The sequence below is a fragment of the Pseudomonas sp. PB120 genome (assembly GCF_009761815.1).
GTDB lineage: Bacteria > Pseudomonadota > Gammaproteobacteria > Pseudomonadales > Pseudomonadaceae > Aquipseudomonas.
The window spans coordinates 24403-45848 of sequence record NZ_RWIN01000078.1; the positions used below are offsets into that span (position 1 = coordinate 24403).

The 21446-nt window shown below is 59.9% G+C and carries 25 protein-coding genes; 15 read left to right on the top strand and 10 right to left on the bottom strand.

Going from position 1 to position 21446, the window contains the following annotated elements:
* Window positions 1–190: 190 nt before the first annotated feature.
* Together EJA72_RS14925 and EJA72_RS14930 are read left to right on the top strand one after the other, a co-directional pair.
* Entirely contained in the window at window positions 191–640 is a 450-nt protein-coding gene (locus EJA72_RS14925; RefSeq protein ID WP_157712196.1) for a YcgN family cysteine cluster protein, read from the top strand.
* Between the two features lie 144 nt (window positions 641–784).
* The gene (locus tag EJA72_RS14930; RefSeq protein ID WP_157712197.1) at window positions 785–2014 is read left to right on the top strand and encodes a hypothetical protein; all 1230 of its coding nucleotides are present in this window, start codon (window positions 785–787) and stop codon (window positions 2012–2014) included.
* Window positions 2015–2117: 103 nt separating this feature from the next.
* Here EJA72_RS14930 and EJA72_RS14935 read toward each other — a convergent pair whose 3' ends face one another.
* The 4 genes from EJA72_RS14935 to EJA72_RS14950 form a co-directional block, all read right to left on the bottom strand.
* On the bottom strand, window positions 2118–2495 hold the full coding sequence (locus tag EJA72_RS14935; RefSeq protein ID WP_157712198.1) for a DUF2892 domain-containing protein: 378 nt from the start codon (window positions 2493–2495) through the stop codon (window positions 2118–2120).
* A 91-nt stretch (window positions 2496–2586) separates the two neighbouring features.
* Entirely contained in the window at window positions 2587–3057 is a 471-nt protein-coding gene (locus EJA72_RS14940) for an RNA methyltransferase (protein ID WP_178129376.1), read from the bottom strand.
* 207 nt (window positions 3058–3264) lie between these two features.
* Window positions 3265–3639 (bottom strand): YajD family HNH nuclease, encoded by a 375-nt coding sequence (locus EJA72_RS14945; RefSeq protein WP_157712199.1) that lies wholly within the window; start codon window positions 3637–3639, stop codon window positions 3265–3267.
* A 47-nt stretch (window positions 3640–3686) separates the two neighbouring features.
* Window positions 3687–4373, bottom strand: coding sequence for a spermidine synthase (locus tag EJA72_RS14950; RefSeq protein WP_157712200.1), 687 nt, complete (start codon window positions 4371–4373; stop codon window positions 3687–3689).
* 94 nt (window positions 4374–4467) lie between these two features.
* Between EJA72_RS14950 and EJA72_RS14955 the strand changes: the two genes are divergently transcribed.
* A complete protein-coding gene (locus EJA72_RS14955) occupies window positions 4468–4758 on the top strand; it encodes a hypothetical protein (RefSeq protein ID WP_157712201.1) in 291 nt (96 codons plus the stop codon).
* Here EJA72_RS14955 and EJA72_RS14960 read toward each other — a convergent pair.
* Together EJA72_RS14960 and EJA72_RS14965 are read right to left on the bottom strand one after the other, a co-directional pair.
* Entirely contained in the window at window positions 4755–5228 is a 474-nt protein-coding gene (locus EJA72_RS14960) for a cyclic nucleotide-binding domain-containing protein (protein ID WP_157712202.1), read from the bottom strand. The genes EJA72_RS14955 and EJA72_RS14960 overlap by 4 nt on opposite strands.
* Window positions 5229–5423: 195 nt before the next feature.
* A complete protein-coding gene (locus tag EJA72_RS14965; protein ID WP_157712203.1) occupies window positions 5424–7478 on the bottom strand; it encodes a S9 family peptidase in 2055 nt (684 codons plus the stop codon).
* Between the two features lie 245 nt (window positions 7479–7723).
* On the opposite strand from EJA72_RS14965, the gene EJA72_RS14970 reads away from it, so the two are divergent.
* Genes EJA72_RS14970 through EJA72_RS14980 form a run of 3 tightly spaced genes read left to right on the top strand, consistent with a single transcriptional unit; the run spans window position 7724 to window position 9585 of the window.
* Window positions 7724–8221 carry an MFS transporter gene (locus EJA72_RS14970; protein ID WP_157712204.1) on the top strand — a complete coding sequence of 166 codons (498 nt, stop codon included), beginning with the start codon at window positions 7724–7726 and terminating at the stop codon, window positions 8219–8221.
* Window positions 8222–8253: 32 nt separating this feature from the next.
* Complete coding sequence (locus EJA72_RS14975; protein ID WP_157712205.1) at window positions 8254–9030, top strand: class II glutamine amidotransferase; 777 nt, start codon at window positions 8254–8256, stop codon at window positions 9028–9030.
* A gap of 12 nt (window positions 9031–9042) precedes the next feature.
* Entirely contained in the window at window positions 9043–9585 is a 543-nt protein-coding gene (locus tag EJA72_RS14980) for a DUF2937 family protein (protein WP_157712206.1), read from the top strand.
* Between the two features lie 157 nt (window positions 9586–9742).
* On the opposite strand, the gene EJA72_RS14985 is transcribed toward EJA72_RS14980, so the two are convergent.
* The gene (locus EJA72_RS14985) at window positions 9743–10657 is read right to left on the bottom strand and encodes a LysR family transcriptional regulator (protein ID WP_157712207.1); all 915 of its coding nucleotides are present in this window, start codon (window positions 10655–10657) and stop codon (window positions 9743–9745) included.
* A gap of 147 nt (window positions 10658–10804) precedes the next feature.
* On the opposite strand from EJA72_RS14985, the gene EJA72_RS14990 reads away from it, so the two are divergent.
* From EJA72_RS14990 to EJA72_RS15005, 4 genes are read left to right on the top strand one after another with little or no spacing between them, the layout of a single operon-like run.
* Window positions 10805–12091, top strand: a complete 1287-nt coding sequence (locus EJA72_RS14990; RefSeq protein WP_157712208.1) for an MFS transporter — start codon at window positions 10805–10807, stop codon at window positions 12089–12091.
* 44 nt (window positions 12092–12135) lie between these two features.
* Window positions 12136–12888, top strand: a complete 753-nt coding sequence (locus tag EJA72_RS14995; RefSeq protein ID WP_178129377.1) for a 5-oxoprolinase subunit PxpA — start codon at window positions 12136–12138, stop codon at window positions 12886–12888.
* A complete protein-coding gene (gene pxpB / locus EJA72_RS15000) occupies window positions 12885–13589 on the top strand; it encodes a 5-oxoprolinase subunit PxpB (protein WP_157712209.1) in 705 nt (234 codons plus the stop codon). The genes EJA72_RS14995 and pxpB overlap by 4 nt, the downstream gene beginning before the upstream one ends.
* Window positions 13586–14503, top strand: a complete 918-nt coding sequence (locus EJA72_RS15005; protein ID WP_157712210.1) for a biotin-dependent carboxyltransferase family protein — start codon at window positions 13586–13588, stop codon at window positions 14501–14503. The genes pxpB and EJA72_RS15005 overlap by 4 nt, the downstream gene beginning before the upstream one ends.
* Window positions 14504–14620: 117 nt before the next feature.
* On the opposite strand, the gene EJA72_RS15010 is transcribed toward EJA72_RS15005, so the two are convergent.
* Together EJA72_RS15010 and EJA72_RS15015 are read right to left on the bottom strand one after the other, a co-directional pair.
* On the bottom strand, window positions 14621–15799 hold the full coding sequence (locus EJA72_RS15010; protein WP_027925858.1) for a VWA domain-containing protein: 1179 nt from the start codon (window positions 15797–15799) through the stop codon (window positions 14621–14623).
* A 25-nt stretch (window positions 15800–15824) separates the two neighbouring features.
* Entirely contained in the window at window positions 15825–16670 is an 846-nt protein-coding gene (locus EJA72_RS15015) for a MoxR family ATPase (RefSeq protein WP_157712211.1), read from the bottom strand.
* Between the two features lie 201 nt (window positions 16671–16871).
* Here EJA72_RS15015 and EJA72_RS15020 point away from each other — a divergent pair, with 201 nt between their 5' ends.
* Together EJA72_RS15020 and EJA72_RS15025 are read left to right on the top strand one after the other, a co-directional pair.
* Window positions 16872–17102, top strand: a complete 231-nt coding sequence (locus EJA72_RS15020; RefSeq protein ID WP_178129378.1) for a DUF4160 domain-containing protein — start codon at window positions 16872–16874, stop codon at window positions 17100–17102.
* Complete coding sequence (locus tag EJA72_RS15025) at window positions 17090–17593, top strand: DUF2442 domain-containing protein (RefSeq protein ID WP_157712213.1); 504 nt, start codon at window positions 17090–17092, stop codon at window positions 17591–17593. The genes EJA72_RS15020 and EJA72_RS15025 overlap by 13 nt, the downstream gene beginning before the upstream one ends.
* On the opposite strand, the gene EJA72_RS15030 is transcribed toward EJA72_RS15025, so the two are convergent.
* Window positions 17590–18666 (bottom strand): DUF748 domain-containing protein, encoded by a 1077-nt coding sequence (locus EJA72_RS15030; protein WP_157712214.1) that lies wholly within the window; start codon window positions 18664–18666, stop codon window positions 17590–17592. The two genes, EJA72_RS15025 and EJA72_RS15030, sit on opposite strands and share 4 nt — an antisense overlap.
* A 127-nt stretch (window positions 18667–18793) precedes the next feature.
* On the opposite strand from EJA72_RS15030, the gene cysK reads away from it, so the two are divergent.
* The 3 genes from cysK to EJA72_RS28960 all read left to right on the top strand — a co-directional run bounded on the left by cysK (window position 18794) and on the right by EJA72_RS28960 (window position 21349).
* Window positions 18794–19768: a cysteine synthase A gene (cysK, locus tag EJA72_RS15035; RefSeq protein ID WP_157712215.1), complete on the top strand. Its 975-nt coding sequence runs from the start codon at window positions 18794–18796 to the stop codon at window positions 19766–19768.
* Between the two features lie 197 nt (window positions 19769–19965).
* A complete protein-coding gene (locus tag EJA72_RS15040; protein ID WP_157712216.1) occupies window positions 19966–20904 on the top strand; it encodes an aspartyl/asparaginyl beta-hydroxylase domain-containing protein in 939 nt (312 codons plus the stop codon).
* A 280-nt stretch (window positions 20905–21184) separates the two neighbouring features.
* Window positions 21185–21349 (top strand): hypothetical protein, encoded by a 165-nt coding sequence (locus EJA72_RS28960; protein WP_178129379.1) that lies wholly within the window; start codon window positions 21185–21187, stop codon window positions 21347–21349.
* Window positions 21350–21446: the final 97 nt, after the last annotated feature.

Here is a 21446-nt window from a genome sequence, read left to right on the forward strand (position 1 = left end):
GCAATTCACCTGAATGCAACGCGGTTGGGCGTTAATGGCACGCAAGCGTGGCTCCTTGCGACTGGCAAAGCTACTTGGCGGCGCATGAACTGACAAGTGCCGATCTACCGGCAGTCGCCAATGCTTGGCCCACGGGGCTGTGGGCACTAGACTGGCGGCCTTTTCACCACCTGATGTTGATGCTTGAGCCATGGCCGCCAAAGTCGAACCGTTCTGGAAACGCAAAACCCTCGATCAACTCGATCAAGAGGAATGGGAATCGCTGTGCGATGGCTGCGGCCTGTGCTGCCTGCAAAAGCTGGAAGACGAAGACGACAATGCCGTTTATTACACGCGCATTGCCTGCAAGCTGCTGGACCTGAAAACCTGCCAGTGCACCGACTACCCCAACCGCCGGGATTTCGTGCCGGACTGCATCCAGCTCACGCCGGGCAAGGCTGACGAGTTCAAATGGCTGCCGCCGACCTGCGGTTATCGGCTGGTCAGCGAGGGCAAGGACTTGCTGCTCTGGCATCATCTGGTGTGCGGTGATCGCGATGCGGTGCACCGCGAACGTATTTCACAATCCGGGCGCATGCTCGCCGAAGGCAGCGTGGCCGAAGATGACTGGGAAGATCACCTGATTTTTCGAGCGGGTTAATTCCCGACGCTGTTCAATCTGTGGCGAGGGAGCTTGCTCCCGCTTGAGTGCGTAGCACTCACATAATCAGCAGGGATTACAGGAATTTTGGGGCCGCTACGCAGCCCGGCGCGAGCAAGCTCGCTCGCCACAATAGGAGAGGGTATGGCTGTGGGATTGCGGCTGGCATTGGCGGTTGGGCTGTTGACTCTGAGTTTGCCTGGGTGGGCGGCACGCAAAGTCGATCTGGATTACCACGTGCGTCTGCTGCCGCAAAGCGATCAGGCGGAAGTGCGTCTGACCCTGGCCCAAGGCTCGGCCGTGCGCAGTCTGGATTTCGACCTGGGTGACGGCAGCCGTTACAGCGATTTCAAGGCTGACGGCCAGTGGCAGCTCACCCCCGGCCAAGGCACGCGGGGCGTGTGGCAACCGTCCGCCGACAAGGCCAGCCTGACTTACCGCGTGCGCATCAGCCACAGTCTCAAGAGCGGCAGCTTCGACAGCCGCATGACCCCGGGCTGGGCACTGATGCGCGGCGATGACCTGGTACCCGCAGCCAAACTCGATCAACAGGACGGTATCGAGTTGATATCGCGCCTTGAATTCGAACTGCCCAGCGGCTGGAAAAGCGTTGAAACCGCCTGGCCACGGATCGGCAAGAACAAGTTCCGCATCGATAACGCCTCCCGGCTGTTCGACCGGCCCACTGGCTGGATGCTCGCCGGGCATCTGGGCAGCCGTCGCACGCGGCTCGGGGAAACCGAGGTCACTGTCGCCTCGCCCCAAGGCCAGGGCATGCGCCGCATGGACGTACTGACCCTGCTGACGTTTGTCTGGCCGCAGGTGCAAGACGTGTTCGCGCGGCACCCCGGCAAGTTGCTGATTGTCGGCGCCAACGACCCGATGTGGCGCGGCAGCCTGGCCGCGCATGACTCGATCTTCCTGAATACGCGCCTGCCGTTGGTCAGCGAAAGTGGCTCCAGCGCCTTGGTGCGTGAATTGGCCCAGGTGTTCGGGCGGATCAAAGACACGCAACGCAGTGACTGGATCAAAGAAGGGTTTGCCGAGTACTACGCGATCGAACTGGTGCGCCGTGCGGGCGGTATGAGTGATGAGCGGTTCGCGGGTCTGCAGCACAAGCTGGCCAAGGACAGCCAGAAGGTCACGACTTTGCGCGGCGAGCAGATCAGCCCGGCGCAGGTGTCGAAAGCGGTGGTGTTGCTACAGGAACTGGATCGCGAGATTCGCTTGAAGACGCGGAACAAACGTTCGCTGGATGACGTGATGCGCGGGGCGATGCGTCTGGAAAGTGTCGATACCAAGGCATTTGTTCAGCTGGCCGAGAGCGTCATCGGCGACTCTTCCAAAGTCCTCGATACCGAGTTGATTCAGTAACACCAACATTCGCAAGCAGGCTCGGGATCTATTCCGTACACATGACCCCTGTGGGAGCGAGCCTGCTCGCGATGAGGCCATACGCCTCAGCACAATTTCCGGATCAAACCCCGGTTTTAGGCGATTTCAACGAATCATTACCCGTCACCGTCGCGGTTTTCGTCGCCGCCTCGGCATTCGCCTTCAACCGACTCAACTCTTCACCGGCACGCTGAATCTTCGCCCGCACGTTATCCATGTCCTGACGGCTCTTCTCCAGCAAACTCTTGGCCGAACTGTGCCCGGTAATCCCGCGAGCCAGGGCCACACCGCCAATCGCCACCTGGATCAAGCCAAACAAGCCGCCGCGGCGCAGGCCCTTGCCGACCATGACCACGCCGCCGGCCAGGGAGCCGATGCGTTCCCAGCCCTGGACGTTCTGGTCGGGATGCGTCTGGAACGGGGTGGATTCGATACGCTCTACGCGTTTGAGTTCGTGCATGATCTGTCTCCAGGCTGGAAAGCTGCTTCAAGAATAGATATTTAAGCTGACTGCCGAAGCGGACAGCTTGTTCCATCGGATGTGCAGTGAATCAGCGGAATTTAGCCCCGGATCGGGTGTTCAGGCCCTTGGCCATGCGGTCGTAGAGTACGACGTTGACGGTGGCCGCGAGGTTCATGCAGCCGGTCGTCGGGATGTAGACCACGTCTTCGCACCAGTCACGGATTTCTTTATCCAGCGAACCGTCTTCCGGGCCAAATATGTACAGGGCGCGATCAGGGTGGGTGTACTCCGGCAGCGAACGGGCACCTTCGACCAGCTCCACCGCAACCGGCACGCAACCGAGCGGCAGGATTTTTTTCAGGTCATCGATGCCGATCAGCGGAATGTCGTAGTGCACACGCTTGGTGTCGGTGACGAAGTCGGCGGCGCGTTCATAGCGCTTGCCGGTGTAAAACACCGACGCCACGCTGTAACAGCCAGCGGCGCGCATCACCGAACCGACGTTCTCGGGTGATTTGGGGTTATACAAACCAATGCAGCTGTACCGTTTGTCTGCCACGAGCGGGGTGCCTTCGGGGAAAAAACGGCGATTATACGGGGATTGGACGGCAGAGGTCAGTTCGCGGATTGGCGGTGTCTGAGCGATTGCTATCGCGGGCAAGCCCGCTCCCACAGTGATTGCGGTGATTCCAAATAGTGGGTACACCGCAAGCCCCTGTGGGAGCGGGCTTGCCCGCGATGGGACCAGCCAATTCGCTCAAAATCTTCAGTCTTCTTTTTTCATCAGCCCCGCCAACGCCGCAAACGGGTTGTGCGTCGCCTTGGCGATCTTCGGCGAGCTCAGCGAGCCTTCGCCAAAGTACTGCTGGTCGGTATACCGCGAGTGCTCATTGTCGTGGCAATACAGGCACAACAACTCCCAGTTCGAACCGTCTTGCGGGTTGTTGTCGTGGTTGTGGTCGCGGTGGTGCACCGTCAGCTCGCTCAGGCGTTTGCCGGAAAACTCACGGGCGCAGCGGCCGCACACGTGCGGGTACATCTTCAGGGCCTTGTCGCGGTAGCCCATTTCCTTGTCGCGCTGGTTGTCGGCGAGGATGCGGTCCAGCTTCGAAGTGTTGGTCGGAGGCGTTGACGAACTCATGGGTTCACCTTTGTAAAAGACTAATGACGGTATAAGTGGAGTTTAGCTCAGCCCTTGAGCTTCTCGGCAATCCAGATGGTGTGGCGGGTGCCCTTGTTGCCATGGGCGAAGACTTGCACTTCCTCGGCCTTGAAACCGGCCTTCTTCAGCTTGTCGGAAAACTGCTTGTCGGCGCTGGCCGACCAGACCGCCAATACGCCTTTGGGCCGCAGGGCCTTGGCGCAGGCGCTCAGGCCGCCGGCGGAGTAGAGCCAGCTGTTGGCCCGCTGAGTCAGGCCTTCGGGTCCGTTGTCGACGTCGAGCATGATGGCGTCGAACCCTTGCGGCTCGGCTTGCAGCACCTTGGCCACGTCTTCCATGCGGATCACGGTGCGCGGGTCGAGCAATGGGTTTCCGGCTTTCTCCCCCAACGGCCCGCGGTTCCACTCGACCACGCCGGGCACCAGTTCGGCGACCACCACTTCGGCGGTCTTGCCCAAATGTTTAAGGGCCGAGGCGAGTGTGAAGCCCATGCCCAGGCCACCGATCAACACGCGCGAGTCCGGCCGGCCGGCGACTTTGCGGCACGGGATCTCGGCCAACGCATCTTCGGAGCCGTGCATGCGGGTGTTCATCAGCTGCCCGCCGTCGCCGCCCTGGATCTTGATGACAAAATCCTCACCGTATTCGAACAGGCACAGGGCACCGCCGTTTTCAGGGATAGGGGCGGTGTCGAGCAGAACGAAACGTTTCATGGAGCTCTCTTGAGAAGATTGGGCATTGGGGGAGGGCAAACGGACGCAGTTGGGAGTAGCCTGCAAACAGACAACAAGGCCAACGGAGCCATTGATGAAGCGCACCATTCTAACGGTCATTGCCTTGGCCGCGCTCTCGATAACTGCAGTGCGGGCTCAGGAATTGCAGACGATACCGATCAGCCCTTCGCCAGCGCCCGGTTCGCCCGGTACCGCGACCCCCACGCCGTATCCGCAAATCAGCCCGGCACCCTTGCCCAAAGTCGGCCCGGGCAGCGGCGGGCCGCCCTTGGTCCCTATCGAGATGCCAAGCCCGCCGAGCAAAGACCAGCCCGTGCCGGGACTGGAGCAAAACCCGCCCAGGGGCAAACCGCCGGGCGGTTAGATTTGCTGCAACAGCAATTGCCCGTCGGCCATGCGCAGGCGTTTGGACAGGGAGACGGCGAGGGCGCGGATGATCTTCGCGGCGATTTTCGGCGCGTCGTTGATCATTTTTTCAAGCGAGTCCTTGCCCAGGTTGAGCAACTGGCAGTGACTGGCGGCCACGCAGCTGGCTGAACGACGTTCACCGTCGAGCACGGCCATCTCGCCGAACGAGCGCCCGCTGCGCAAGGTGGCCATGGTCACCAATTGCCCATCTTCGGTGGTTTTCTGCACCGCCACCTGGCCAGTGTGGATGATGCACATGAAACTGCCGGCATCGCCCTCGTGAAAAATTTCTTCGCCCTGGGCGACGGTGCTGATGCTGAAATAGCCCGAAGCCGCTGCAAAGTCTGCGGGCAGCAATTGATTGAACAGGCCGCAGTCCATCAGCCAGTCGCGAATTTCGTTGTTCAGTAAGGTCGGTTCTGACATGTCTTCACAGTCTTTTTATTGTGTCTGGTTCCGGTTGTTCGGGATGTCCCCAATCCCTTGTGGGAGCGAGCCTGCTCGCGATGGCGGCGGCACATTCAACATCTCTATTGAATGTTGAGGCCTCATCGCGAGCAGGCTCGCTCCCACATTGAAAGGGTGAACATGCCTTAAGACCAATACACCCGGCCAAGTTCCTCAGGCAATGCCCAAAACCGCGAAAACAAATGCGTATTCGAGCGCCACGTCACGCAATCCCTGATATCGGCCGCTCATCCCGCCATGTCCGGCGCCCAATTCGGTCTTGAGCAGTAGCGGATTGTTGTCGGTCTTGGTCGCGCGCAGTTTCGCCACCCATTTGGCGGCCTCCCAGTACTGCACGCGACTGTCGTTGTAGCCCGCGATCACCAGGGTCGCCGGATACGCTTGCGCGGTGACGTTTTCGTACGGAGCGTAAGCCTTGATCCGATCATAAACGTCCGGCTCTTCGGGATTGCCCCACTCGTCGTATTCGGTGACGGTCAGCGGCAGGTCCGGGTCGAGCATGGTGTTCAGCACGTCGACGAACGGCACTTCGGCAATGGCTGCAGCAAACAACTCTGGCCGCATGTTGAGCACGGCGCCGATCAGCAGGCCGCCGGCGCTGCCACCGCTGATCGCCAATTGCGATGACGTGGTAAAGCCATTGGCAATCAAGTGTTCGGCACAGGCGATAAAATCGCTGAACGTGTTGTGTTTGTGTTCCTGCTTGCCCGCGCGATACCAGGCCTCTCCCAGCTCTCCGCCGCCCCGCACGTGAGCGATGGCAAAGGCAACGCCGCGATCCAGCAGGCTCAGTCGTGCATGGGAGAACCAGGGGTCGAGGCTTTCGCCGTACGCGCCGTAGCCGTAGAGATACAGCGGGGTTGGCTTGCCGAGGGCTTCGCGCTTGACCACCAGGCTGATAGGCACTTGCGTGCCGTCGGGCGCCGTCGCCCACAGGCGCTGACTGACGTAGGCGTCGGCGTCGAACGGGCCCAGCACCGGGGTTTCCTTCAGTACTTTTTGCTCGCCAGTCCCCAGCTCGAGCTGGCGGATTTGTGCCGGGCGGTTCAGCGCTTCATAGCGCAGGCGAATCCGCTCGCTGACGAACTCCAGGCTGTTCTGCACATGCAGGCTGTAGGCCGCATCCGGCAATTGCACCCGGTAACTCGGCAGGTCGTGCGGGTGGACTTCAATGATGGGCAAGCCGCCTTCGCGCAAACTCAGGGTCATGGCCCCGGCGTTGAGGCTCATGCCGTCGATCATCACGGTGTCGCTGTGCGGGATCAGGTTTTGCCAGTCAGCCTCGGTCGGCGCCACGCCGGTATCGATGGCGTGATAAAGGGCAAAATTGATGCCGTCGCGGTTGGTGCGGATGAACCAGGCCCATTGGCCGTCGAGCGCGCCGTGGTCGACGTCGTATTCGTGGTCTTCAACCCGTGGCGCCAGGCAGGTGAAGGGTTGCTGCGGCTGGAACGCGTCGAGCACCCAGACTTCGCTGGTGGTCTTGCTGCCCAGGGACAGCAGTAGTTGCTGTTCGGAACTCGAGCGGTAGCAGTGCATGAAGAACCGGCCGTCCGGCTCGTGGAAAACTTCCTCGGCGGCGGTGCCGTCCAGCCGATAGCGGAACAGTTTGTGCGGGCGGTGGGTGTCGTCGAGTTCGCCGAAGAACAGCGTCAGGCTGTCGTTGGCCCAAGTCATGCTGCCGTCGCAATCCTGAAACTCCAGTTCGCTGACACGGCCGTTGGACAATTCCTTCACGAACAGCGTGTAAATCTCGTCGCCCGTGGTGTCGAGGCTGTAGGCCAGGCGTTGATGGTCAGGGCTGATGCTGAACGCGCCGAGGGAGAAGAAGCCGCCGTTGGCCAATTCGTTCGGGTCCAGCAGCAGTTGTTCCCGGCTCTCGTCCAGCTGCAGGCTGTCATCGGCCGGGCGCGGGCAGCGGTAGTGACGGGCGTATTCGTCACCGGCGGTGGTCCGCGTGTAATACAGGTACGGGCCCCAAGGGGAGGGTAGGGACAGATCGGTTTCGAGAATCCGGCCCTTGATCTCTTCGAACAGGGTTTCACGCAGCCCGGCCTGATCAGCGGTTTGCGCTTCCTGGTAGCTGTTTTCAGCCTTCAGGTAGTCGAGCACCGCTTCGGTGTCGCGCTCCTGCAGCCAGGCATACGGGTCAGAACCTTCAGCCTTGCGGGCAATCGGGGCATCGGAAACGTTGGCGGATAGGGGCATGACGGGCTCTCGAACTATGTACGGAATTAGGTTTCAGGCGAACTGCAAATCTTGATGCTTTCACAAAACCTGTGGGAGTGAGCCTGCTCGCGATGGCGGACGGACAGGCAACATGGATGTTGAATGAGCTGACCTCATCGCGAGCAGGCTCGCTCCTACAGGTTTGGCATCGTGACCGACTGGCATTGGGACAAGCCTGAAGTGTGAAAAGTCGTTACTATAAGCGCCTCTTTGCCTGCCTTGCCATGGACACCATGACCGAGAACGACTATCTGATCGCTTGGGGCTTCTACGCCTTTGCCGCTTTAGGCTGCCTGTTGGTGTGGATGCGCATGACCCGCTGGATGTGGCGCTGGCTGCGTGAGCCACTGCGACTGCTGATGGCGGTGTTGCTGTTCAGCCCGACCATCATCGACCCGGTGAAGGAAAAAGTCGCCCCGGCCATCGCCATTACCGTCCTGGACCTCGCGTTCAAGGTCGGCAACAACGCCTGGCGGGCAATTTCCGACCTGTTCATGTACGGCATGATCGCTTTCGGGATCTACCTGGTGTTCGTCGCGATCCGTTTCCCTATCGAGCGTGCATCCAGGGCTCGCAAGGAACAGGCCGAGGCCGCCAAAGCGGCGGCCAGGGCCGACGACCCTGAAGACGATCAACCGTTCGGCGGTGCCGGCGATGATCGTTACGGTCGTCCTCCCGTCCCGAGCAACCCTCAGCGTTTGCGGGTCGAACCGCGTTTGTAACGTTGCCCCTGCCTTGAAGCGAGAGTCCGAACATGTGTGAGTTATTGGGCATGAGCGCCAATGTGCCGACCGATATCGTGTTCAGCTTCACCGGGCTGATGCAGCGCGGCGGCCGTACCGGGCCGCACCGTGACGGTTGGGGCATCGCGTTTTATGAAGGCCGTGGCCTGCGACTGTTCCAGGACCCGGCGGCCAGCTGCGAATCCGAAGTCGCGAATCTGGTGCAGCGCTACCCGATCAAGAGTGAAGTGGTGATCGGGCACATCCGCCAGGCCAACGTCGGCAAGGTCTGCCTGTCCAATACCCACCCGTTCGTGCGCGAACTGTGGGGGCGCAACTGGTGTTTCGCCCATAACGGCCAGCTCGCGGACTTTCAACCGACCGCCAGTTTCTATCGCCCCGTCGGCGATACCGACAGCGAAGCGGCGTTCTGCGATTTGCTCAACCGCGTGCGTGCCGCGTTTCCGGAACCGGTCGAGATCGAAGCGCTGCTGCCCGACCTTGTCGCCGCCTGCGCCGAATACCGCAGCAAAGGTGTGTTCAACTGCCTGCTGAGCGATGGTGACTGGCTGTTCTGCTATTGCTCGACCAAACTGGCGCAGATTACCCGTCGCGCCCCGTTCGGCCCGGCACGCCTGAAAGATGTCGATGTGATCGTCGACTTCCAGGCCGAAACCACCCCCAATGACGTGGTCACGGTGATCGCCACCGAACCCCTGACCGAAAACGAAACCTGGACCCGTTACGAACCGGGCCAATGGAGCCTTTGGCGACGCGGCGAATGCGTCAGCCAGGGCAAGACCGAATAAGGATCTCCCCCCATGTTGCTCAGTTATCTAAGGCTGGTGTTGTTTGCGGCGGGCCTGTTGATCGGTGTCCAGGTGCCGGGTTTCCTCAGCGATTACACCAAGCGGGTCGAAGCCCATCTGATTGAAGCGCAAACCAGCCTCAGCGGTTTCCAGGGCACGGCCAATCAGTTCTTCAAGGGTGACATGCAGGCGCTGGTCGCCCATTACCGCGCCAGCGAAGACCCAATCTTTCGCAGCGACGCCGACAGCCTGAGCACCTTGCTCACCCGTCAGTTGGCCCTCGATAAACAGTTCCAGGCCATGCAAGGCCCGTGGTACATCCGTGTGCTGCAGGTGGTATTGGCCGCTGATCCGGACATTCGCAAGGAAACCTGGAATGGCTACAGCTACCAGATCCTGTTGACGCCCGAAGCGATGATCTGGGGCATGAGCGGCGCGTTGCTGCTGTCTTTCGGCATCGAATGCCTGTTGCGGTTGATCGACTGGGTGGTGCTGGGCGGCAAACGCCTGCGCCAGAGCCGGCCGATTGAAGACCGGGATGTGCGTGGGCTGTAACGGTTGATGCGGTTCCTGTGGTGAGGGGATTTATCCCCGTTCGGCTGCGCAGCAGTCGTAAAATCGGCGAGCGCGATTTGCCTGAATTTGCGGGGGCGGATGGTTTAGGGCCGCTTCGCAGCCCAACGGGGATAAATCCCCTCGCCACAGTCAGGGTTTAGTCAGCAAGAATGATGTAATCCTCACCCACCTCACGCGCATACCCCGTCAACACCTGCTGACACAACGCCACAATCTCCTCGACCCATTCCACCCCCGTGCGCCACGACACCACCACTTGCAAATCCGGTGGCCGTTGATCGATGGCCAGCAAGGTCAAATCCCCCCGCGCCAGTTCCTCGGCCACCAGCACCGGTGGCAATGCACCAATGCCAAAGCCATCGCGCAGCAGCCGGGTAATCGCCGACACCGAGTTCACGCAGTTCAGTCGCGGCGTCATCACGCCATTGGCCTGCATCAGCGCCAGCACTTCCTGGTGCGGGTGTGAATTCTTCGAGTACGTAATGATCCGCTCCCGCGCCAGGTCGGCCACGCCGGAATACTCGCGGTTGTAGATCGAGTGGGTGGCGGCAATCCAGCCCATCGGATGACTCGCCAATTCCAGGCTGCGCACGCTTTCCTGACGCAACAGATCTGTCTGCAGGATCAGATCGAGGAAGCCTTTTTGCAGCTGATCGCAGAGGTTGAGCGAGGTATCAGCCACCAGCTCGATTTCCACCAGCGGATAGTGCTCCGTCATCTGCGCCACCAGCGGGCTGAGCCAGGTGTGAATCACCGTGTCCATCACGCCGATGCGCACGCGTCCGACCTTGCTCGAACGCGTCTCGATCGACTGCCTCAGGGCCTGCATCGTGTCCATCATCTGCTCGGCATAGTCGAGCACTTTCAAACCTTCGGGGGTCAGGCTCACGCCGCGTGAATCGCGCAGGAACAGCTTCACCCCGAGCTCGCCTTCGAGCACCGCGATGCGGCTGGAAATCGAGGCCTGGGTAGTGAAGAGCTTGTCGGCGGTCAGGCGAAAACTCTTGAGGCGTGCGACCCAGACGAAGGTCTCGAGAAACTTCAGGTTCATGGGATAAAGTTTTTCTTATGTCTAGGGCGGGGTTTTATTAGTTGGACGCAGCAGGGCAGGGAGCCCAAGAATCAGCGCATCCGGTTCCCACGATAGGCGTCGTCGGGGCTCAGAACAATACCAATAAAATATGCGCGGAGATTTGCCATGAGTGCGCCCGACACCCTCGACATCCCCACGGCCACGGCTCGCCCGGGACCTTTCGACTGGTATCGCAACATCAATCAGCAGGAACGCCGCACCTTCTGGAGCTGCAAGATCGGCTATGGCCTGGACGGCATGGACACCCAGATGCTCAGCTTCGTGGTGCCGACCCTGATTGCCATGTGGGGCATCACCACCGGCGAGGCCGGGCTGATTCACACCAGCACCTTGATCGCCTCGGCCATCGGCGGTTGGGTGGCGGGGATTCTCTCCGACCGCATCGGTCGCGTACGCACCTTGCAGCTGACGGTGCTGTGGTTCGCCTTCTTCACTTTTCTCTGTGGCTTCGCGCAAAACTACGAACAGCTGCTGATCAGCCGCACCTTGATGGGGTTCGGTTTCGGCGGCGAATGGACCGCCGGTGCCGTGCTGATGGGCGAAGTGATTCGCGCCAAGGACCGGGGCAAAGCGGTGGGCATGGTGCAATCGGGCTGGGCCCTGGGGTGGGGGCTGACGGCGATTCTGTATGCGCTGCTATTTTCGGTGTTGCCGCCGGAAGACGCCTGGCGCGCTCTGTTCATCCTCGGCATCGTCCCGGCGATTTTTGTGATCTTCGTCCGTCGACTGGTCAAGGACCCGGAAATCTACCGCGAAGCCAAGGCCAAACAAGAAGCGAGCAACCCGGCGAAGTTCTACGAGATATTTGCCCCCGGCATCCTCTTCACCACGATTCGGGCCTCGGTACTGACCACCGGCGCGCTGGGCGGTTACTACGCGATTACTTCCTGGCTGCCGACGTTTCTGAAGAACGAACGTGGTTTGAGCGTACTCGGCACGGGCGGTTATCTGGCGATGGTGATCGTCGGTTCCTACGTCGGTTACGTCATCAGCGCGTATTTGACTGACCTCCTGGGGCGCAAGAAGAACTTCATCCTGTTCGCGGTCGGCTCGTTCACCATCGTGCTGCTCTACACCCAACTGCCGGTCAGTAACGGCGTGATGCTGTGGCTGGGCTTTCCGCTGGGCTTCTTTGCCTCGGGGATCTTCAGTGGCATGGGCGCGTTTCTGACCGAGCTGTTTCCCACGCGGATTCGCGGTTCGGGGCAGGGTTTTTGCTACAACATCGGCCGGGCGTTGGCGGCGTTGTTTCCGCTGCTGATCGGTTTGCTGAGCCAGAAGGTGCCCTTGGGTGTCGGCATTGGTGCCTTTGCGGCGGTTTCCTACGGGGTGGTGATTCTTGCGGCGCTCAGTCTGCCGGAAACCCGTGGCAAACAACTGGATGCGCAGTAATCTGCCTTCATCTGAAAAGAATAAAACCTACAGGAGTGTTCACCGTGAGCCGCCTGCTATTGAACTGCGACATCGGCGAGAGTTTCGGTAACTGGACCATGGGTCTGGATGCGGAAGTCATGCCGTTCATCGACTGCGCCAACATTGCCTGCGGCTTCCATGCCGGCGACCCGAGCATCATGCGCAAGACCGTCAGCCTGGCCTTGAGCAATGGCGTGAAGATTGGCGCACACCCGGCCTATCAGGACCTGGTCGGTTTCGGCCGTCGCTCCATGGCCTACACCGCGCAGGAAATTCAAGACATCCTGCATTACCAGATCGGCGCCCTCGACGGGATTTGCCGGGCTCAGGGCGGGCGCGTCAGCTACGTCAAGCCGCACGGTGCGATGTACAACGACATGATGGCCAACCCGGCGCAATTGCGCGCCGTCCTGCAAGCCGTAGCGGCTTATGACAAGACGTTGCCGCTGATGTTGATGGCGACGCGCGATAACAGCGCCGCCCAACGGTTAGGTGATGAGTACGGCGTGACGCTGTGGTTCGAAGCCTTCGCTGACCGCGCTTACGACAGTGCAGGCATGCTGGTCTCGCGGCAACAGCCGGGGGCGGTGCACCACGATCCGGAAAAAATCATCGATCAGGCGCTGACCATTGCCCGTGGCGATCATCTCACCGCCAGCGACGGCAGCGCTTTGTACTTGCAGGCCAATACCCTCTGCGTGCACGGCGACAACGCCAGTTCGGTGGCCGCTGTGAGACGGATTCGTGAAGCCCTCGATCAGCAGAGTGCACCATGAAACCGCGTGTGGAAGTGGTGGCGCTGGATTGCCTGATGGTGCGCCTGTTCGATGAAATCGCCGAAGCCAATATGCCGTGGATGCTCGCCGCCAGTGAAAGCCTGCGTTCGGTGTTCGGCGGGCATCTCATTGATTTGGTGCCGTCCTATACGACGTTGATGGTGCATTTCGATTTGACGGCGTTGAGTCCGTCTCAGGCTCGGGAGCTGATTGCGCTGGCCTTGATCGATCTGTCGCCCAATGCCCATGCCCGCGGTCGATCTCATGTGCTGCCGGTCTGGTACGACTTGAGCGTTGGCCCGGAGCTGAGCCTGTTGTCCCGGCGCAGCGGGCTGGCGGTGGAGGAGGTGATCCGCCGCCACAGCGAGCGCGAGTATCAGGTGTTTGCCTTGGGCTTCGCACCGGGTTTTGCCTTTATGGGGCTGGTGGAAGAAGTGCTCGCCGCGCCGCGCCTGAACACACCACGCAAAAAGGTCGCGGCGGGCAGTGTCGGCATTGCCGAACGCCAGACCGCCGCGTACCCGGTCGTGTCCCCCGGCGGCTGGAACCTGATCGGCCGCACGCCGGCCAAACTGTTCGACCGCGAACGTGACGGCTACAGCCTGATGCAACCGGGCGACACCGTGCGTTTCGAAGCGGTCAGCCATGCCGAGTTCATCAATCTGGGCGGTAACGATACGCCACTGGAGGCGCAGGCATGAGCCGTCTATTGATTGAGGCGAGTACGCCGCTGTGCCTGTTGCAGGACGCTGGTCGATTTGGCGTGCGGCATTTGGGCGTCACCCAGGGCGGAGCGCTGGACTGGCGTTCGATGTCGTGGGCCAACTGGCTGCTGGGCAATGAGCTGGATGCAACGGTGATCGAAATCACCTTGGGCGGGTTCAGCGTTGTCGCCGAGGAAGACTGCCTGCTCGCGCTGGCGGGGGCGGATCTGGGGGCACAACTGGACGGTCAGGCGCTGGCGCCATGGCGCAGTTTCAAACTGCGCAAGGGTCAGCGTTTGCAGTTCACTCAGCCGCTGCTGGGCGCGCGGGCTTACCTGGCGGCGCCGGGCGGGTTTGATGCGCCACAAGTGTTGGGCAGCCGTGCGACGGTGGTGCGCGAAGAACTCGGTGGCCTGGACGGTATGGGCCGGGCGTTGGCCAAAGGCGCGTCGTTGAGTTACGCCGCGCCAGCGCCGTTGCTGGTGCGGGAACTGGCGGCTGAGCAGGTGCCGGATTTCAACGCCGACTCACCGTTGGACCTGGTGCTTGGCGCGCAGATTGGCGAGTTCAGCGGCCAGAGTCTGTTCGATGCGTTCAACAGCGCCTGGACCCTCGACAGCCGCGCTGACCGGATGGGTATTCGTTTGCTGGGGACTGCGTTGGCGTACCAGGGAAAGCCGATGATTTCGGAGGGAATACCGCTGGGCGCGGTTCAGGTCCCGCCGGACGGGCAGCCGATTGTGTTGCTCAATGACCGGCAGACCATTGGTGGTTATCCGCGTTTGGGAGCGTTGACGCCGTTGGCGTTGGCGAGGCTGGCGCAGTGCTTGCCGGGGGCAACGGTGCGGTTGCGGCCGGTGGTGCAGGACGTCGCGTATCGCGAACAGATTGAATATTTGCAGCGCTTTTAGTTGTGGCGAGGGAGCTTGCTCCCGCTGGGTCGCGAAGCGGCCCCTCTCATCTGAAAAAAGAATGGGACTGCTGCGCAGTCCAGCGGGAGCAAGCTCCCTCGCCACAAGTTCAGCGTGCTACTTGGAAAGAAACCGCATCCCTTCCTCCAACCCCCGCAACGTCAACGGATACATCTGGTCGTCAATCAAATCGCGCACGATATTGGTCGAAGACGTATACCCCCACGTATCTTTCGGATACGGGTTAATCCAGATTAGCTTCTTGTACTTCTCCTTGAAACGCTGCATCCACACATACCCGGCTTCTTCGTTCCAGTGCTCGACGCTGCCACCGGCCTGGGTGATTTCATAAGGCGCCATCGCCGCGTCCCCAATGAAAATCACTTTGTAGTCCGCGCCGTACTTGTGCAGCAGATCCTGGGTCGACGTGCGTTCGGACGTGCGACGCATGTTGTTCTTCCACACCGATTCATAAATGAAGTTGTGGAAGTAGAAGTACTCCAGGTGCTTGAACTCGGTCTTGCAGGCCGAGAACAATTCCTCGCAGATCTTCACGTGGGCGTCCATCGAGCCACCGATGTCGAACAGCAGCAACAGCTTGACGGTGTTGCGCCGCTCGGGCCGCATCTGGATGTTCAGCAACCCGGCATCTTTGGCGGTGTGGTCGATGGTGCCATCGATGTCGAGCTCTTCCGCCGCGCCCTGACGGGCGAATTTACGCAGCCGGCGCAGGGCGACCTTGATGTTGCGCGTGCCCAGTTCCACCGAGTCGTCGAGGTTCTTGTACTCGCGCTGATCCCAGACCTTGACCGCTTTGCCCTGGCGCTTGCCGGCATCGCCGACCCGAATGCCTTCCGGGTTGAAGCCGCCGGAGCCGAACGGGCTGGTGCCGCCGGTACCGATCCATTTGTTGCCGCCGGCGTGGCGCTCCTTCTGTTCCTCGAGGCGTTTCTTGAACTCTTCGATCAGCTTGTCCAGGCCACCCAGGGACTGGATCGCTGCGCGTTCTTCATCGGTCAGCGAACGCTCGAATTCCTTGCGCAACCAGTCTTCAGGGATCAATGCCTGAAGGTGGTCGTCGAGTTTTTCCAGGCCGTTGAAGTAAGCCCCGAAGGCGCGGTCGAATTTGTCGAAATGCTTTTCGTCCTTCACCAGGATCGCCCGGGACAGGTAATAAAACTCGTCCATGTCGGCGAAGGTCACGCGTTGTTTCAGCGCGTTGATCAGGTCGAGCAACTCGCGCACCGAGACCGGGACCTTGGCTGCGCGCATTTCATTGAACAGGTTGAGCAGCATGGCGTTGGCCTCTACGTATCGGAGCTTAGCGAGTGCCGCGACGGCTCATGAACGCCAGGCGCTCAAGCAATTGCACATCCTGTTCGTTTTTCACCAGTGCACCGGCCAGCGGCGGAATCGCCTTGGTCGGATCGCGTTCGCGCAGCACCGCTTCGCCGATGTTGTCGGCCATCAGCAGCTTCAGCCAATCCACCAGTTCGGAGGTCGATGGCTTCTTCTTCAACCCAGGCACCTTGCGTACGTCGAAGAACACGTCCAGCGCTTCGCTGACCAGGTCTTTCTTGATGTCCGGGTAGTGAACGTCGACGATCTTCTGCAACGTGTTGCGGTCCGGAAAGGCGATGTAGTGGAAGAAGCAGCGGCGCAGGAACGCGTCCGGCAGCTCTTTTTCGTTGTTGGAGGTAATGATGATGATCGGGCGTTTCTTGGCCTTGATGGTCTCGTCGATTTCGTAGACGTAGAACTCCATCTTGTCGAGTTCTTGCAGAAGGTCGTTCGGAAACTCGATGTCGGCCTTGTCGATTTCGTCGATCAGCAGAATCACCCGCTCTTCAGACTCGAAAGCCTCCCAGAGCTTGCCCTTTTTCAGGTAGTTGCGAACGTCGTGGACTTTTTCCGTGCCCAGCTGTGAATCGCGCAGGCGGCTGACCGCGTCGTACTCGTACAGGCCCTGGTGCGCCTTGGTCGTGGATTTGATGTGCCAGGTGATCAGCTTGGCGCCGAAGGACTCGGCCAGTTGCTCGGCGAGCATGGTCTTGCCGGTACCCGGTTCGCCCTTGACCAGCAGCGGCCGTTCCAGGGTAATGGCGGCGTTGACCGCCAGCTTCAGGTCATCGGTGGCGACGTAGGCCTGGGTGCCTTCGAACTTCATCTGCTAATCCTCGAACGGTAACGCCGACCTGACGGGGCAGGGCGGGGCGCAATAATTGTAGTGCCCGACTATAACGCGCTGCCCGGTCGACTGTGAACGCAGACGGCTTATTCAGTCTCTGAATGGAGCGTCACATCTTGACTCGGTCTCGGCGGCTGGCCAGTATTGAGCTATCGCCATTTTGGCGATAGCTTGCCCGGCATGTCTACTAAATATCGATTTCGCGACACGTACCGCATTCAGCTACGCGAGAAGGATCACCCACCGCCCCATGTCCACCTGACCGGTGGCGGGCTCGACGTGATGCTCAGCCTGGAGACCGTCGAAGTGATGGTGGGGAAGGCGCCGCCGCTGATTATCAAGGAAGCGCTGAGTTGGGTCAGGGCTCATCAAGCGCAATTGCTGGAGGATTGGAAACGATGTTACCCATGAAGCGACCACGGTTGTTGGCCGTGCAGGCCTTGCCCGATTACCGCCTGTCGCTGACGTTTATCGACGGTCAGCAACTTAACATTGATTTGAGCCGGGACCTGCGCGCCTATCCGGGGTTGAAGCCATTGCTGGAAGCCGGGGCTTTCGAAGGTGCAACCCTTGGCGACGATGGTTGGTGCGTCGAGTGGCCGGATCATGACATCCAGATTGGGGCAGACACACTTTATCTGGATGCCTTGGCGCAAAACGCAGTGGACGAAAATACCCGGGTCTTCATCGACTGGCGTGCTCGCACCGGTTTGCCGCTTAATCAAGCGGCCGAGGCATTGGGGGTCAGCACCCGCAGCATCACCCGCTACAGCAGTGGTCGTGAGCCGGTGCCCCGATCTCTCGCCCTGGCTTGTCTCGGTTGGGATTTTTTGCAGCAGCAATCAAGCTCGGCACGGGCGGCCGAAGAAACCGGCCGCTACACCGTTACGCGCAAACCCTAACCGGCCTCGGGCTTCGGCCGTTCATAGCGGGCATTGAACGCCTGAATGAAACCATTGCGTAAAATCTGCAAAAACGCCTGGAACGCGCTGATATCTTGCCGATGCACGCTGCCACTCAGCTCGACGCGGGTTGCAAACTGGTTCTTGCCCTGGTTTTTCAGCACGGTTTCGGAACCGCCGACAATGGCCTCCCAGATCGAACGGAAAATGCCTTTGTCCTTGTTTTCCACGTCCTGCTGCCAATTGAACACGTCCACGTCCTTGAGCAGCGGCTTGATGTAACCGGTTAACTGGGCCTTCTTGGCTTGCGCTTCAATCACCACATCGCCGTGCCCGGCGTTGAAGTCAAACTTGCCGTAGGCCGAGGCGAAGTCGTTCATGCGCTTGAGTTCCAGGTCCTTGGCCCGCAGTCGGAATTCGAAGTCTTCGAAATTGCTCAGCGGGTCGAAGGTCGCGGTGGTTTCCAGAGGCGCCTGGCCCAGCAGCAGGGCTTTGCCTTCAAAGCGTGCATCACGTTTGCCTGCCTTATCGACGACATTGGTCAGGTTATAAATGCTGGCATTGACCTTGGTGGCGTTCATGTTCACTGGCGGCTTGGAATTGAAGTTCCGGAAACTGATCTTGCCGTCGAAGATGCGCACTTCGTCCAGTGTGATCGGGGCCAGTTTGCTCAATTGCGCCCGCCAGTCGGTGCCCTGGCCGGTCTGCGAGTTTTGTTTGTTGGCGCCACCGTCGACAAAATTCACCTCGGGGTTGAAGAACTGCACCTTGGCCACGACAGCATGGTCGTATATCAGCGAGTGCCAGCTCACGGAAAGGTCGATCAGCGGTGCGTTGACGAAGGGCACCGGGACCTTGCCATCGACCTTGACGATCTTCAGCCCGTTGATTTTGTAGGCCCCGCGCCAAAGGGCCAGGTCTACGTCGGTGACTTGCCCACGGTAATCGCCCATGTTCGCCAGCTTGTCGTTCAGATAATCGCGCACCATGTAGGGCAGGGCGATGTGCAGTGCAATCAGCAGCACGACGAGGGCGGCGAGGATCCACAGGGGCCATGTGTATCGACGTTTCATGATGGCAAATCTCTGGCGTTGTAAAGGCATTGACTGCTGCGACGCGTGGACGTTCGGCCCGACTGGACGACCACAGGCAAGAGGCATACCTTGGTGCGCTTATTCAACGCTGTATAAGGACCCAGCCATGAGTCGTATTTTCGCTGACAACGCCCATTCCATTGGCAATACGCCGCTGGTTCAGATCAACCGCATCGCTCCGCGCGGCGTGACCATCCTGGCCAAGATCGAAGGGCGCAACCCGGGTTATTCGGTCAAGTGCCGCATTGGCGCGAACATGATCTGGGATGCCGAGAGCACCGGCAAACTCAAGCCTGGAATGACGATCATTGAACCGACTTCGGGTAATACCGGCATCGGCCTGGCCTTTGTGGCTGCGGCACGCGGCTACAAGCTGATGCTGACCATGCCGGCCTCGATGAGTATCGAGCGCCGTAAAGTGCTCAAGGCACTGGGCGCCGAACTGGTGCTCACGGAACCGGCCAAGGGTATGAAGGGAGCGATTGAAAAGGCCGCCGAAATTCTCGCCAGCGACCCCTCCACCTATTTCATGCCGGCGCAATTCGATAACCCGGCCAACCCGGCCATCCACGAAAAAACCACCGGTCCGGAAATCTGGAACGATACCGACGGTGCGGTCGACGTCCTCGTGGCAGGCGTCGGAACTGGTGGAACCATTACCGGCGTTTCGCGGTATATCAAGAATACCCAGGGCAAACCGATCATCTCCGTGGCGGTGGAACCCGTGGCTTCGCCGGTGATCAGCCAAGCGCTGGCCGGAGAGGACATCAAACCGAGCCCGCACAAGATTCAGGGGATCGGCGCCGGTTTTGTGCCGAAGAACCTTGATCTGTCGATTGTCGATCGGGTCGAGTTGGTGACCGACGACGAATCCAAGGCCATGGCGCTGCGGTTGATGCAGGAAGAAGGGATTCTGTGCGGAATTTCTTGCGGTGCGGCCATGGCAGTGGCCGTTCGCCTGGCCGAAACCCCGGAAATGCAGGGCAAGACCATTGTGGTGATCCTGCCGGATTCCGGTGAGCGCTACCTGTCGAGCATGTTGTTCAGCGATTTGTTTACCGAACAGGAGAATCAGCAGTAACGGCGATCGGCATCAGGTTGACTCAGGTCAGCCCATGTTCAGGCGCCTTATGTTAATAAGTACTTTGTTGCGCAATCGTTAACACTGAATGTTTGGTTTTACGGGTTCTTCCCCGGGCCGCTAGTGATTTATCATGGGCGGCTGCCACGTCGGGTAAATGACGTTGTGCAATGTTGCCTATTCTCAAGGAGTTGTTGATGACCTTTTCCTTTGCCGCGAAGGCGTCGCTGTTGCTGCTGTTCCTGGGCAGCACCCTCTATGTGCATTTGCGCGGCAAGGCGCGGTTGCCGGTCCTGCGTCAATTCGTCAACCATTCGGCGCTGTTCGCACCGTACAACGCCTTGATGTACATGTTCTCCGGCGTACCGTCCAAACCGTATCTGGACCGCAGCAAGTTCCCGGAACTGGATGTGCTCAAGGACAACTGGCAAGTCATTCGCGACGAAGCCATGCACCTGTTCGATGAGGGCTACATTCGCGCCGCCGAGAAAAACAACGATGCCGGTTTCGGATCGTTCTTCAAGAAAGGCTGGAAGCGTTTTTATCTCAAGTGGTATGACAAACCCCTGCCGTCCGCCGAAGCCCTGTGCCCGAAAACCGTGGCGCTCGTCAGCAGCATCCCCAATGTCAAAGGCGCCATGTTTGCGCTGTTGCCCGGTGGCAGCCATCTCAACCCGCACCGCGATCCCTTTGCCGGTTCCTTGCGTTATCACTTGGGCCTGTCGACGCCGAACTCCGATGATTGCCGCATCTTCGTCGATGGTCAGGTTTACGCCTGGCGTGACGGTGAAGACGTGATGTTCGATGAAACCTATGTGCATTGGGTCAAGAACGAAACCGAGAAAACCCGGGTCATTCTGTTCTGCGACATCGAACGTCCGTTGAGCAACCGCGTCATGACCCGCATCAACCGCTGGATCAGCGGCTGGCTGGGCCGTGCCACGGCACCGCAGAACCTGGACGATGAACGCGTTGGCGGGATCAACAAGGCTTACGCCTGGAGCAAGAACTCCAGCGACAAGTTCAGCGGTGTAGTGAAACAGTGGAAGCGCCGCAATCCAAAGGCTTACCGCGTGCTGCGGCCGGTGCTGGCGGTGGTGGTGCTGACGTTGTTGGGGTATTGGTTGTTTGGGTGATTCGCTTTTCAGATGAAAAAACCGCTCCTTGTGAGCGGTTTTTTTATGAAGACAGTTTAAACGACGCTCCCGCGAGCACTCCCATAGGCTCTTCGGCTACAGGGTTTGAAATGAACAGTTGACCCGATACTAGTCGCACTTTCTCCAAGGTAGGCGGCATCCAGTGAATTGTCGTTACTGGCCCTTTGTCCAAGTCATTGCAATCCATGTCACCCGCTGGTTATAGTCGGCGCTCGGTGATTCCAACCCACCGTTCACCCCATCCAATAAAGATCAGCCCATGCCAGCTTCCCTCATCAACGCGGTAGTCGATTCAGCGGTCAACGCTGGCGTCGTGCCGTGCGGGGATCAGCAGCCTGCGCAGATCAGTCATTACCCCCCACCTGTCCGTAGCACGCCGGTGTACGCAGTCGTATCACCGCCGGGCGTTGGCGTTTCGGGCTGATCAGCGTTCCTTGCTGTTCCCATGCCTGTCTGAAAAAGCGCCCGTCTGAAAAAACTACTGGATTTCAGCTTCGGCTGAGTTGGCTTTTTGTCTGACT